Origin of the sequence: Tabrizicola sp. (assembly GCF_016793705.1) — a bacterium.
Classification (GTDB): domain Bacteria; phylum Pseudomonadota; class Alphaproteobacteria; order Rhodobacterales; family Rhodobacteraceae; genus Tabrizicola.
Genome location: NZ_JAEULO010000052.1, coordinates 12,652 through 24,598, shown reverse-complemented (window position 1 = coordinate 24,598; position 11,947 = coordinate 12,652). Strand labels below are relative to the sequence as shown.

The 11,947-nt window shown below is 67.8% G+C and carries 12 protein-coding genes; 6 read left to right on the top strand and 6 right to left on the bottom strand.

What is annotated here, in order from left to right:
• Positions 1 to 78 precede the first annotated feature (78 nt).
• Together JNJ68_RS14225 and JNJ68_RS14220 are read left to right on the top strand one after the other, a co-directional pair.
• Complete coding sequence (locus JNJ68_RS14225) at positions 79 to 432, top strand: DUF305 domain-containing protein (RefSeq protein ID WP_294983049.1); 354 nt, start codon at positions 79 to 81, stop codon at positions 430 to 432.
• Between the two features lie 156 nt (positions 433 to 588).
• Positions 589 to 1,464, top strand: coding sequence for a DMT family transporter (locus tag JNJ68_RS14220; protein ID WP_294983048.1), 876 nt, complete (start codon positions 589 to 591; stop codon positions 1,462 to 1,464).
• Here the strand turns inward: JNJ68_RS14220 and JNJ68_RS14215 are convergent.
• Positions 1,461 to 2,678 (bottom strand): aminotransferase class V-fold PLP-dependent enzyme, encoded by a 1,218-nt coding sequence (locus JNJ68_RS14215; RefSeq protein ID WP_294983047.1) that lies wholly within the window; start codon positions 2,676 to 2,678, stop codon positions 1,461 to 1,463. The two genes, JNJ68_RS14220 and JNJ68_RS14215, sit on opposite strands and share 4 nt — an antisense overlap.
• 105 nt (positions 2,679 to 2,783) lie before the next feature.
• Here JNJ68_RS14215 and JNJ68_RS14210 point away from each other — a divergent pair, with 105 nt between their 5' ends.
• From JNJ68_RS14210 to JNJ68_RS14200, 3 genes are all read left to right on the top strand, one after another.
• Positions 2,784 to 4,553, top strand: a complete 1,770-nt coding sequence (locus JNJ68_RS14210; protein WP_294983045.1) for an ABC transporter transmembrane domain-containing protein — start codon at positions 2,784 to 2,786, stop codon at positions 4,551 to 4,553.
• Positions 4,554 to 4,592: 39 nt separating this feature from the next.
• Complete coding sequence (locus JNJ68_RS14205) at positions 4,593 to 5,345, top strand: folate-binding protein (RefSeq protein ID WP_294983043.1); 753 nt, start codon at positions 4,593 to 4,595, stop codon at positions 5,343 to 5,345.
• 235 nt (positions 5,346 to 5,580) lie between these two features.
• Complete coding sequence (locus JNJ68_RS14200; protein ID WP_294970280.1) at positions 5,581 to 5,907, top strand: DUF6280 family protein; 327 nt, start codon at positions 5,581 to 5,583, stop codon at positions 5,905 to 5,907.
• 66 nt (positions 5,908 to 5,973) lie between these two features.
• Here the strand turns inward: JNJ68_RS14200 and JNJ68_RS14195 are convergent, their stop codons facing one another.
• The 4 genes from JNJ68_RS14195 to JNJ68_RS14180 form a co-directional block, all read right to left on the bottom strand.
• Positions 5,974 to 6,924: a hypothetical protein gene (locus JNJ68_RS14195; RefSeq protein WP_294983041.1), complete on the bottom strand. Its 951-nt coding sequence runs from the start codon at positions 6,922 to 6,924 to the stop codon at positions 5,974 to 5,976.
• A gap of 112 nt (positions 6,925 to 7,036) precedes the next feature.
• Positions 7,037 to 8,425, bottom strand: a complete 1,389-nt coding sequence (locus JNJ68_RS14190; protein ID WP_294983040.1) for a TolC family outer membrane protein — start codon at positions 8,423 to 8,425, stop codon at positions 7,037 to 7,039.
• Positions 8,426 to 8,518: 93 nt separating this feature from the next.
• Complete coding sequence (locus tag JNJ68_RS14185; protein ID WP_294983038.1) at positions 8,519 to 9,172, bottom strand: protein-L-isoaspartate O-methyltransferase; 654 nt, start codon at positions 9,170 to 9,172, stop codon at positions 8,519 to 8,521.
• A gap of 112 nt (positions 9,173 to 9,284) precedes the next feature.
• On the bottom strand, positions 9,285 to 10,250 hold the full coding sequence (locus JNJ68_RS14180; RefSeq protein ID WP_294983036.1) for a hypothetical protein: 966 nt from the start codon (positions 10,248 to 10,250) through the stop codon (positions 9,285 to 9,287).
• Positions 10,251 to 10,401: 151 nt separating this feature from the next.
• Here JNJ68_RS14180 and JNJ68_RS14175 point away from each other — a divergent pair, with 151 nt between their 5' ends.
• Positions 10,402 to 10,578, top strand: a complete 177-nt coding sequence (locus JNJ68_RS14175; protein WP_294983034.1) for a hypothetical protein — start codon at positions 10,402 to 10,404, stop codon at positions 10,576 to 10,578.
• Positions 10,579 to 10,584: 6 nt separating this feature from the next.
• On the opposite strand, the gene JNJ68_RS14170 is transcribed toward JNJ68_RS14175, so the two are convergent.
• Positions 10,585 to 11,937, bottom strand: a complete 1,353-nt coding sequence (locus JNJ68_RS14170; RefSeq protein ID WP_294983033.1) for a phosphomannomutase — start codon at positions 11,935 to 11,937, stop codon at positions 10,585 to 10,587.
• Positions 11,938 to 11,947: the final 10 nt, after the last annotated feature.

Here is an 11,947-nt window from a genome sequence, read left to right as displayed (position 1 = left end):
TCGCTCACGCGGAAATGAGTTTCCTTCCCACGGTGGAAGGTCGGCAGTAAGGGCGCGTACACAGAAAGGAGAACCAAGATGCTGAAACACCTGACCCTGGCCGTGACGCTGGTCAGCGCCCTGCCCGCCTTTTCGCAGGAAGCGACCGACCATTCGGGCCATATGATGGGCGACATGGGCCCGGCCTCGATGGCCTTCATGGAAGCCAACGACCGGATGCACGAGAACATGATGATGGAATACACCGGCGACGCCGATGTCGATTTCATCCGGGGCATGATCCCGCACCATCAGGGCGCGGTCGAGATGGCGAAGATCGTGCTGGAGCATGGCAAGGACCCGGAGGTCCGGAAACTGGCCGAGGCCGTCATCGCCGCGCAGGAAGCCGAGATCAAGTGGATGCAGGACTGGCTGGCGAAGAACGGCGGCTGACGCTTACCTTCGGCGGCGCAGATCGTCCTCGCAATCGCCCCGAGGTGCGGGCGGGTCAGCTCCCGTCCGTGCCCGCAATGCCATCCTTCTGTCGCATTCGGGCGGTCAGTGCCCGGCCTGTCCGCCTAGCCTGCGGGTCGGAATCAGGATCGGACCATGCCCCACCGCAGATCACCCCGCCCGTTGGCCGGTGTCGGCCTCATGCTCGCGGCGATGGCGATTCTGCCGTTGATCGACGTGATCGCCAAGAAACTGGGGCAGGCCGGAATGCCGATCCTGATCGTGGTCTGGGCCCGTGCGCTGTTCGGCGGGATGATGACCCTTCCCTTCGCGCTTGGCGCCGAGGGGCGGCGAGCCTTCCACCCGCAGCGCCCCCTGCACCATCTGGCGCGCGCGGCACTGCTGTTCGGCGCGACCTTCCTGTTCTTCAATGCCCTGAAGCACCTGCCGATCGCGGATGCGCTGGCGATCTTCTTCGTCAACCCGCTGGTGATCGTGGTGCTGTCGGCCCTGTTGCTGGGCGAGCGGGTCGGACCGCGTCGCTGGGCGGCGGTCGCGGTGGGCTTCGTCGGCACGCTGATCATCATCCGCCCCGGCATGGTCGCGATCAATCCCGGCACGCTCTACGCCCTTGGCGCCGGAGTGTCGCTCGGGTCCTATTTCGTGATGACGCGCCATATCGCGGGGGCCGCCGACGCCATGGTGCTGACTTTCCAGACCTCGGCCATCGGGGCAGCGCTGATGACGCTTGGCCTGCCCTTCGTCTGGCAGGCTCCCGACCCTCTGCAATGGCTGATGCTGGCCGGGCTAGGTATCATTGCAACGCTTGGCCATGTGCTGATCACCAAAGCCTACGAACACGGCGAGGCCTCGCTTCTCGCTCCGCTCGCCTTCACCGAGATCATCATGGCCACCCTTGTCGGCTGGTGGTTCTTCGGCGACCTGCCGGACCGCTGGACCTTGCTGGGGGTGGCAATCCTCATCGCCTCGGCAATCTACATCTCGGTGCGCGAGCGGCGGACGAAGGTCTAGGGTCCGGCGTGGCGCGTGGCCTCGGCCACCACCTGCGCCGCTGCGGCCAGCGCGCCTGCCCCATGCGGGATGTCGAGCGCAGACATCCCGGCCTCCATCACCGCCAGCGCGCCCAGCGTCATGTGGGCGTTGACATGGCCCATATGCGCGACGCGCAGGAAACCGTGGTAGGCCGGGTCGGTCGAGGGCGCCATACCGAGGCCGATGCCGAGGGTGACACCCGCCTTCGTTTCGCACCATTCGCGCAGGCGCGTGGCATGGGGCGCGCCGAAGCGGACGGCGGTGACGGACCAGCCGCGATGGGTGGGGTCGGCCACGTTCATCCCGATCGCGGGGTTGCCCGTGGACCAGGCGTCGAAGGCGGCCCAAACCGCGCTTGCCAGCGTGTGGTGGCGCTGCCAGACCTGCGGCAGGCCTTCCTCGCGGATCATGTCCAGCGCCTCGCGCAGCCCGTAGAGATGGCTGGTGGGCGCGGTGCCGTCCCAGATCTGGTAGAACTCCTCCGGTTCGGCGCGGGGACCCCAGGCCCAGTAGGGGGTCGCAAGGTCGGATTGGCCGCAGCGCAGCCGCGCTTCCTCGGAGAACCAGATGAAGGACATGCCGGGGGGCGTCATCAAGCCCTTCTGGCAGGCCCCCACCATCACGTCGACGCCCCAGTCGTCCATGCGGAACTCGTCGCAACCGAGCGAGGCGATGCAATCCACCGCCAGCAGCGCCGGATGGCCCGCCGCGTCGATGGCCGCGCGCAGGGCCGGGATGTCGGTCTTGATCGTCGAGGCGGTATCGACATGGGTCGTCAGCACCGCCTTTATCCGGTGCCCGGGATCGGCCCTGAGCGCGGCCTCGACCCGGCCCATGTCGGCGGGCGAGGATTTGCCGAAGTCCAGCACCTCGACCTCGATCCCCATCGCGCGGGCCGAGTTGGCCCAAGAAAGGCCGAACTGCCCCACCGCCAGCACCAGCGCCTTCTCGCCCTTGCGGAAAAGGTTGGCGTTCGCCGCCTCCCAACCCGCATGGCCGTTGCCGATGTAGATCGCCACATGGCCGGTGGTCCCCGCCACGGCGCGCAGGTCGGGGAAGAGGCTCGCCACCATCTCGATCAGCGGCCCCTCGTAGATGTTGGGCGAACCCCGATGCATCGCACGCAGTACGCGGTCGGGGATCACCGAGGGACCGGGGATGGCCAGATAGGGACGGCCGTTGGCAAGGCTCATGCGTCTCTCCTTCGCTTGCCCCCAATGGCTAGGCTGGCCCGAAGCCAGCGTCAATGCGGCCCGGCTTGAGGCAGCCCGGCTTTCCCGCTAAACCCCGAAGGGACCATGACGAAGGCCCGCCCCTTGCCCCCTGCCCGCGCCTATACCTCCCGCGTGCTGTTCGGCCGCTTCTGGCGCAGCTATCTCCGGCCCTACCTGCCGGTCATGCTGATCGCCTTCCTGGTGATGATGATCGAGGGCTCGACCCTCGGCCTCTTGTCCTACATGCTGGAGCCGCTGTTCGACCTGGTCTTCGCCAAGGGCGGCAGTCACGCGCTGGCCTGGGTCGGCGCGGCGATCCTGGCGCTGTTCATCGTCCGCGCCGTCACCTCGATCATCGGGCGCTGGCTTCTGGGCTGGGTCAACCAGCACGCCGCCGGGACCATGCAGGTTGACCTGGTGCGGCATCTTCTGACGCTTGACGCGGGCTTCTTCGTCGAGAATTCTCCCGGCAAGCTGATCGAGCGGGTGCAGGGCGATACCATCGCCGCACAGGGTGCCTCGACGCTGGTGATCGGCGGGATCGGACGCGACCTCGTCTCGCTGGTCGGCCTCTTCGTCGTCGCGCTGAGCATCGACCCGGTCTGGACCGCCGCCGCGCTGGTTGGCGCGCCGCTCCTCCTGCTGCCCGCGCTGGTGCTGCGGCGCTATCTGCGGCGCAAGGCCATGCTGACGCGTGAACAGTCCGGCCTGCGCGCGACGCGGCTGGACGAGATCTTCCACGGCATCCAGGCGGTCAAGCTGAACCGGATGGAGGACTACCAGACATCGCGTTTCCAGCGGATCGTGAACACCATCCTGCGCGCCGAGGTGAAGACCGCGCTTGGCCGGGCGGCGATGCCCGCGCTGGTCGACGTCATCACCGGGCTGGGCTTCTTCGCCGTCCTCATGCTGGGCGGGCGCGAGGTGGTGGCGGGCGAGCGCACGACGGGCGAGTTCATGTCCTTCTTCACCGCGATGGCGCTGACCTTCCAGCCGATCCGGCGGCTGAGCGACCTGGCGGGCCAGTGGCAGGTGGCGGAAGCGAGCCTGGAGCGCATCTTCACGCTGCTCGACACCCGGCCCTCGGGGCAGCGCCCGGTGGAAAGCCGGGCCCGCCCTGCTCCGGGCGCGCCGGAGATCCGCTTCGAGAGCGTCAGCTTCGCCTATCCCGACCGCCCGGTGCTGGAAAACCTGAGCTTCACAGCCGAGGCGGGCAAGGTCACGGCGCTGGTTGGCAGCTCCGGCGCGGGCAAGTCGACCGTCTTCCAACTGATCGCCGCGCTGATCGAGCCGCAGGCGGGCCGCATCCTGATCGGTGGGGTCGATGTGCAGGAGTTGAGCCTGGCCGACCAGCGCGCGCTGCTCGCCTCGGTCAGCCAGGATGCGGCGCTCTTCGACGAGACGCTGCGCGAGAACCTGCTGCTCGGCCGCAACGACCGCGATCCCGCCCGGCTGGCGCAGGTGCTGGCCGACGCCGAAGTCACGGCCTTCACCGCCGCGCTGCCGCTTGGTCTCGACACCCCGGTGGGCGCTCGCGGGTCGGCACTGTCGGGCGGGCAGCGGCAGCGGGTGGCCATCGCCCGGGCGCTGCTGGCCGAGGCGCCGGTACTTCTGTTGGACGAGGCGACCTCGGCGCTGGACACCCGGACCGAGGCCGCCGTCTCGGCCGCCCTCGCCCGCGCCCGGTCGGGCCGCACCACCCTGGTCATCGCGCACCGGCTTTCGACGGTGAAGGGGGCGGACAAGATCATCGTGCTGGATCATGGCCGCCTGGTCGAGGAAGGCACCCATGACAGCCTGATGGCGCGCAAGGGGCTTTACGCGCAGCTGCAAGAGGCACAACTGCGTGACTGAGGCTTCCGCCCGCACGCCCCTGGCCCTAGAGTTCCGCCCATGACCGACGACCGCATGATCTGGAGCCTGACCGGCAAGGACGCCCTTGGCTTCCTGCAAGGCCTTGTCAGCAACGACCTGCGCCCGCTTGAAGCCGAGCCGGGGATCGTCTGGGCTGCGCTGCTTGCGCCGCAGGGGAAGTATCTGGCGGATTTCTTCGTAGTGCGCCGGGCCGGGGGTGAGCTTCTGATCGACATCGCCACGCCGCTGGCCGCCGATACGCTGCGGCGGCTGACGATGTATCGGCTGCGGGCGGATGTGCGGATCGCGCCGTCCGGGCTGACCCTGACGCGGGGCCTTGGCGCGATGCCCGAGGGTGCCCTGCCCGACCCGCGCGATCCGGCACTTGGCTGGCGGCTTTATGCGCCCGCGCCGCTGGCGGTGCCCGAGGTCGACTGGGATGCGATCCGGGTGGAGCATCTGATCCCGGAAAGCGGGATCGAACTGGTTCCGGACGACACCTATATCCTGGAAGCCGGGTTCGAGCGGCTGCATGGCGTCGACTTCCGCAAGGGCTGCTATGTCGGGCAGGAAGTCACCGCGCGGATGAAGCACAAGACCGAGCTGCGGAAGGGTCTGGTCCGGGTCAGGATCGAGGGCGCGGCTCCGGTCGGCACCGCGATCACCGACTCTGCGGGCAAACCGGTCGGCACGCTTTTCACCCGGAGCGGCGGATTCGCGATCGCCCACCTGCGCCACGACCGCGCTCAGGGCATCCTGCAGGCAAGTCAAGCCCGTCTTTGGGTGGATTGACCGGCCTGCGTCCGCCACGGCAAGAATATCCTAACCAGACGTTGAAATTAGCCCCCGGCCCCCTAAATATCGGGACTGGTCCGGGGTTGGACCGACTAGATGATGACAGATGACACGCAAGCCATGCAGTCGGCGCATAGCAGTCATTCCAAACGGGTAGCCCCCGAATCGTGATCAAATCGTTACAACCCTCGGACGCTGAGGAATTACAAGAGCAAGAAAAAAGGAAAAGCCGATGCTCGATACCATCGACAGCACCGCCTTCAACTTCGAGCAGGGCCAGCGCGCGCGCAAGCTGTTCGCGGCCGTCGTGCTTGCGGCTTTGGATGATGCCATTGCCGACGACAAGAAATATGGCAACGGTCCCGACCAGATCGCCCGCTGGGCGCGGTCGCGCGACGGGCGCGAAGTCCTGTCCTGCGCCGGGATCGACCCGAACGAGCGCGTGGTCAAGGGGCTGATGGAATTCGTCGCCAAGGGCGTCCGCACCTCGGTTGCGCTGTCGCGCGAGGAATCCGAACGCCGTCACGCGCTGGAGCTGGAACAGGCCGAAGCCGCCTGAACCGCGGCAACGGTCAAGCCGATGGCGCGCCCCACGGGGCGCGTTTTCATTTGCATGAGGACAGGATCAGTCGAGGTCGCGCGCGACCAGCGCCCGGTTGATCTCGGCCCGGACCAGCTTGCGCACGTTGCGGGTGATCCGTTCGCCAAGCGCCCCCTGCAGCTCTTCCCGGATCATCTGGCGGACGATCTCTTGCAGCGCCGCCTCGTCCAGCACCGCCAGCGGCGTGCCGTCGGCATCGAGGATTTCGGTCGGCATCCGCTGCGCCGGGCCGGACGCTTCGCCATCGTCGATCCCCCGCGCCACCGGCGCGTCGCCGTCAAGATCGGCGGCCAGCGGATCGTCTTCCAGCAGCTCCGCAGCCACCTCACGCAGCGGCTGGACCGGGGGCTCGTCGAGGTCGGCGTCCTCTGCCTCCTCCGGGTCGAGCGCCACCCCGGCGGCGAGGCGCGCCGCCAGATGCTCGGCCCGGCGCCGCAGCGGGATGAAGGGGACCGGCTCGTCCTCGACCCATTCCCCGTCGACCTGCGCCCAGCTTTCAGCCTCGGCTTCCCGATCGGCTTCGGCCGCAGCCTCCGGTGCCTGCTCCGCCGGAGGCGCGACCGGGTGATCCTCGGACGGTGGCAACAGCACCTCCGCCTCCTCCGCGCCAAGGGCGGCTTCGCCGAGCGATACCGCTTCCGGCGCGGCCCAGATCTCGTCTTCCCAATCGGCCACGATCAGCTCGACCGCAGGCTCCTCCGTGGCGGCGGGGGCGATCTCCTCGGCCAAAGGCGAAGGCGCCGCAGCCGCTTCGGGGGCCGGTTCCACGACCGGTTCCGGGGGGAACACCTCCTCTGGCACCGGCGCATCCAGGATCAGCGTGGAAAGCGTGGCGATCTCGGAGACCACGCGCAGGGACGGTGTCAGCAGCAGACGGTCCGCCGCCAGGTCGCGGGTAGTCCGGCGCGAACTCTGCTCATTCGAGACGAGCCGCCGAACCGAGGAAACCACGTCCTCGATCTCGTCAGAACTCAAGGGGCCCACCATGAGGGAATTCCGCTCGCCTGCGCATCTTCAAGGCTTCAACTTACTGCGCCAAGCCAATGCATAGCAACAGAAATCACGGAATGCGAATGCATGGATCAGATCAGTTGCCGATCTTCTCCAGAATCCGGTCCAGCTTCTTGCCCTGCGCGCTGTGGCTCGGCGCCTTTTCGACCGCCCCGTAATAGGCTTCCGGGTCATAGGTCGGGATGCCCAGTTGCAGATGCTCGACGGTCAGCAGGCCCATGGTCGCCAGCACCTGATAGACCGCGACATAGCGTTGCGCCTCGGCCTCCAGTCGCGCATTGCGGGCGTCCAGCAATTCCTGCTCGGCGTCCAGAACGTCCAGCGTCGTGCGAGTGCCCGCCGCCGCCTCTTCGCGCACACCGTCAAAAGCCGCCTGCGCCGCGCGGATTTGCAGGTCGGAGGCCTCGATCGAGGCCGATGCCACCGCCAGGTTCGCCCAGGCGATGCCGACGTTCTGGATCACGCCCACCGCCGTCTGCGCCAGCGCCGCCCGTGCGGCATCCTTTCCCGCCAGCGCCTTGCGTTGCAGCGCCGAGAGCCGACCACCGGCATAGAGCGTCTGATTCATCGTCAGGCCCAGGCTTTGCGACTCCAGACCCTCGTCATCAGTGCGCAGCGTGACCCCGGCACCGACGGTCGGCGCCCGGTTGGCCTTCGCCAGCTCGACTTGCAGGTCCGCCACCGTCACCTGGTGCTGCGCCTGGCGGATGAGGGGATGGGTTCCCCGCGCCACGCCTTGCGCCTCTTCCATCGTCCGCGGCAGGGCCGGGGCCCTCGGCGGAGGGGCGAGCTTGCCCGGATAGGCGCCCGTCGCGGCCTTGTAGGCCTCGCGCGCGATCATCAGCTGGCCCTGGGCCGCCGCCAGCGCCGCCCGCGAGGCAGCGAGCCGCGCCTCGGCGATGGACACGTCGGTGCGGGTGATCTCGCCCACGTCGAAGCGATCCTGCGCCGCGCGCAGTTCCTGAGTGATCAGCCGCAGGTTGCTTTCCCGAAGCGCCACCACGTCCAGTGCCAGCCGCACATCGACATAGGCCTGCACCGTGGCGAGAAGCACGTTCTGTTCCACCTGGATCAGCGCTTGCCGGGTGGCCAGCACGCTTTCCTTGGCGATCTCGATTCCCAGCTTTCGGCGACCGAAATCAATCAGCACCAGTTCAGCCGACAGGCTGAGCGAGGCCGACAACCCCTCGACCACCGTGGTGGCCAGACCGCTGTTCACCTCGGCCCGCGACCAGCCGGCCTGCGCGGTATAGGCGATCACCGGACGCAGGGCCGAAACGGCAATCGCCACATCCTCGTCCGCTGCCCGCAGCACCGCCCGGTTCTGATCCAGAAGGTTCGAGTTCTTGTAGGCCGCAACCAGCGCATCGGCGAGGGTTTCCGCCCTTACGCCCGGCGCAACCGCGAGCGCGAACACCGCAACCACCGCCGATTTCAGCCAAACTCGCATCTTGCACCGCCTCATCAGGGCCCGCCGTCACCTGTCGCGGGCATTTCTTGTGGTCCGGGGCGCGCGCGTCGCACGGTCGTGCCCAAGCGCGAGCCCCCGGAACAGGTCCTACAGCGTGAAGCCCTGCGCCTTGCGGAAGCCGGGCAACACAGGCGCGGTCGCGTTGAACACCGGGCGCCAGGTCATCCTGCCGTCGATCTTGTAGCCGATCTTCGCGGTGCCGACCGCGCCATCCATGAAGATCGCGCCGATCCGTCCGCCGTCCTTCAGCTGCGTCAGCAAAGGCTCGGGCATCACCTCGACCCCGCCTTCCAGCGTGATCACGTCATAGGGCGCGCATTTGGCCGACCCCTCGGCCAGGCTGCCCGTCACGACGACGGCGTTGTCCACACCCTCTTCCGACAGGATGCGCTGCGCGTCTGCCGCCAGCCTCTCGTCCTCCTCGACCGCGACCACCGTCTCAGCGAGCCGCGCGATGACGGCGGCGGAATATCCAAGGCCACAGCCCACATCCAGCACCAGCTCGCCCGGCTGCACGTCCAGCGCGTCCAGAAGCTTGGCCAGCGTCCGAGCCTCCAGCACCACGCGGCCCGGCGCCAGCGCCAGGTTCTCGCCGACATAGGCCGCCTCGCGCTTGTCGTCGGGCACGAAAGTCTCGCGCGGGACGGTGAGCATGGCGTCGATGATCGGAAACTTGGTCACATCCGAGGGGCGGACCTGAGTATCCACCATCATCACGCGGCGGGTGGCGAATTCGCTCATTCTGAACTCATCGGTCTGATTGGCATCAGCCGGAGTCTTGCCACAGAACCCTGGGTCCCGCAACCGGCCTTCGGTTTATTTTCATACCTTTGGCTGCGCCCGTTCCGCCGGTTCAACCCGCATCCGGCGCGTCGGGTTTCCAGCCCACCGCGCGTTCGCCCAACTGGCGGAACTTGTCCGAGACCTGGGTCAGCCGCCCACGCCATTCCGGCTGCGGTTCCTGCCCCTCGGTCACGTTGAAGAAGACCTGCAACATGCAGGCCAGCGCGAAGGGCTCGATCACGGCGGCCTTCACCGCCCAGGCGAAAATCAGCGCGAAGATGAAGGTCCCGCCGGAAGCCTCGCCCGGCAGAAGCCAGACCAGGCCCGCCGCGGGGGCCAGCATCAGCAGGAAGACCACCGCCGCCAGCGCCCAGGCGATCAGCGTGAGCCAGGCAGCATTCACCAGCATGGCCCGCCCGTTCTGCGCATAGAGCACCAGCCCGTCATGCGCCGCCTCCCAGGCGTTCTCGGACCGGGTACGGATCGCATGGGCCAGGATCACCTCGTCAACCAGCCCGACCGCGATCTTCAGATAGGCCCGCACCGCCCCGATGATCTGGTTGAGCCCGGGGATCGGCAGGATCAGCATCACCCCTTCGACCAGCCCGGTGATCAGCGAAATCACCCCGCGCACCAGCCGATCCAGCGCGAAAAGCGCCGAGGCCTGGCCGAAGCGTTCTGTCACCACGGTGCGGGCATAGGCGATCTGGCCGTGGCCATAGGGCAGCGGCCTGCCGTCCAGATATTCCACCATCACGGCAATCTGCCCGGCCTTGACCATGTATAGAAGATAGTCGCGCAGGAAGAAGATTACCCCGGCCGTCAGCCCAAACCCGGCGATCCCGCCCCACATCGTGCTCGTCGCCCGAAACTCCTCATCCCCGAACAGCCCGATGCCATAGCCGGTTCCGGCCCCCGCCCCGGTGACAACGACCATCGCGACGGCGATCCCGAAATACACGAGCGCCCGGAAGATCAGGAACGGAGCAGTCCGGATCAAAAGGCCCAAGGCCTTGGCAATGCTGAAATCCCACATGTGCAAACGTCCAGTTTCTTGCGGCAAGATTGCTCCTGGTCGCCGCGTCAGACAAGCCGCCGCGCCGGAAACAATCTGACTTCGGTCTGACTCTTCATCAAGTCTTCAGAAATCGGGTCGATGCTGACCGCATAGAACAAAGGAGGACCAGATGGACGCTTCCCGCCTTTCCCTAGCCGACGAACTTGCCGACCTCCGGGCCGAGATCGCTCGCTTGCAGCAGCGCGAAACCCGCCTCCAGCGGCTCGCCGACGACATGCCGGCGATCCCGGTCTTCCGGCGCGGCTGGCCGATCCTGCGCAAGCCTGCGGTCGCCGTCCCGGCCTGACCGGCGTCAGCCCTCGATCAACCCGGTCACCTGGGCCACGCCACTCGCCACCAGGTCGGCGTCGCCCCGCGCCTCGACGTTCAGTCGCAAAAGCGGCTCGGTGTTCGAGGCGCGCAGGTTCAGCCGCCAGTCGCCGAAATCAAGGCTGAGGCCATCGGTCCGGTCGCTGAACCGCGCGAGGGGCGCCAGCGCGGCTTCCACCCGCTTCACCACCGCAGGCAGATCCGTCACCCGGAAGTTGATCTCGCCCGAGGACGGAAAATCCCGACGCATCGCCCCGACCATATCAGTCAGGCTCTGCCCCGACTGCGACGCGAGACGGGCCACCATCAGCCAGGGGATCATGCCGGAATCGCAGGCCATGAAACCGCGGAAATAGTGGTGTGCGCTCATCTCGCCGCCATAGACCGCGCCCTCGCGGCGCATCGCGGCCTTGAGGAACACATGCCCCGTCGGCGCCAGCACCGACCGGCCCCGGCCGCGCTGGACGGCGTCCTGCACCGCCCAGATCACCCGCGGATCATGGATGATCGTCGCGCCCTTCTCCTGCGCCAGATGGGCCGCAGCCAGAAGCGCCACCACATGCTCGCCGTCGACGAAGCCGCCCTCGCCGTCGAAGAGGAAGCAGCGGTCGAAATCGCCGTCGAAGGCCACCCCGAAATCCGCCCCCGCCGCCCTGACCGCCGCCGCCGTCACCGGGCGGTTCTCGGGCAGAAGCGGGTTCGGGATGCCGTTCGGGAAGCTGCCGTCGGGGTCATGATGCATCCGCACAAGATCGAGCCGCGCCCCGCGCCGTGCGAGCCCCTCGGCCAGCGCATCCAGCGTCGGCCCCGCGGCGCCGTTTCCGGCGTTCACCACCAGCCGCAGGGGCCCGATCCCCTGCCCCACCAGCGCGGCCACATGCGCAACATAGTCCGCGCGGACCGACGACCGATCCTCGCGCGCGCCGCCCGTAGCCGCGTCGAACTCGCCTCCGCCCTCGGTCAGCGCCCTGATCCGGGCGAAATCCGCATCCGGCAAGGGCACCGCGGCCCGGCCCACCAGCTTCATCCCGTTGTATTCGCGGGGATTGTGCGAGGCGGTGACGCAGATCCCTCCGCCTGCCCCCAGATGGGCGGTGGCGAAATACATTTCCTCGGTCCCAGCCATGCCGAGATCCAGCACCCGCACCCCCGATGCGACCAGCCCCGCCGCTACGGCATCGGCCAAAGCGGGAGAGCTTTCGCGGCAATCCCGCGCCAGCACCACCGCTTCGGCGCCCGTCACGGTGGCAAAGGCCCGGGCAATCCGATGGGCGATGGTTTCGGTCAGCTCCGTCCCGAGGCGACCGCGGATGTCATAGGTCTTGAAGGCGCTCATGGCGCCAAAG

Coding starts and splice junctions, on each gene's coding strand:
- JNJ68_RS14225 (WP_294983049.1), top strand. CDS start 79: ATGCTGAAACACCTGACCCTGGCCGTGACGCTGGTCAGCGCCCTGCCC.
- JNJ68_RS14220 (WP_294983048.1), top strand. CDS start 589: ATGCCCCACCGCAGATCACCCCGCCCGTTGGCCGGTGTCGGCCTCATG.
- JNJ68_RS14215 (WP_294983047.1), bottom strand. CDS start 2,678: ATGAGCCTTGCCAACGGCCGTCCCTATCTGGCCATCCCCGGTCCCTCG.
- JNJ68_RS14210 (WP_294983045.1), top strand. CDS start 2,784: ATGACGAAGGCCCGCCCCTTGCCCCCTGCCCGCGCCTATACCTCCCGC.
- JNJ68_RS14205 (WP_294983043.1), top strand. CDS start 4,593: ATGACCGACGACCGCATGATCTGGAGCCTGACCGGCAAGGACGCCCTT.
- JNJ68_RS14200 (WP_294970280.1), top strand. CDS start 5,581: ATGCTCGATACCATCGACAGCACCGCCTTCAACTTCGAGCAGGGCCAG.
- JNJ68_RS14190 (WP_294983040.1), bottom strand. CDS start 8,425: ATGAGGCGGTGCAAGATGCGAGTTTGGCTGAAATCGGCGGTGGTTGCG.
- JNJ68_RS14185 (WP_294983038.1), bottom strand. CDS start 9,172: ATGAGCGAATTCGCCACCCGCCGCGTGATGATGGTGGATACTCAGGTC.
- JNJ68_RS14180 (WP_294983036.1), bottom strand. CDS start 10,250: ATGTGGGATTTCAGCATTGCCAAGGCCTTGGGCCTTTTGATCCGGACT.
- JNJ68_RS14175 (WP_294983034.1), top strand. CDS start 10,402: ATGGACGCTTCCCGCCTTTCCCTAGCCGACGAACTTGCCGACCTCCGG.
- JNJ68_RS14170 (WP_294983033.1), bottom strand. CDS start 11,937: ATGAGCGCCTTCAAGACCTATGACATCCGCGGTCGCCTCGGGACGGAG.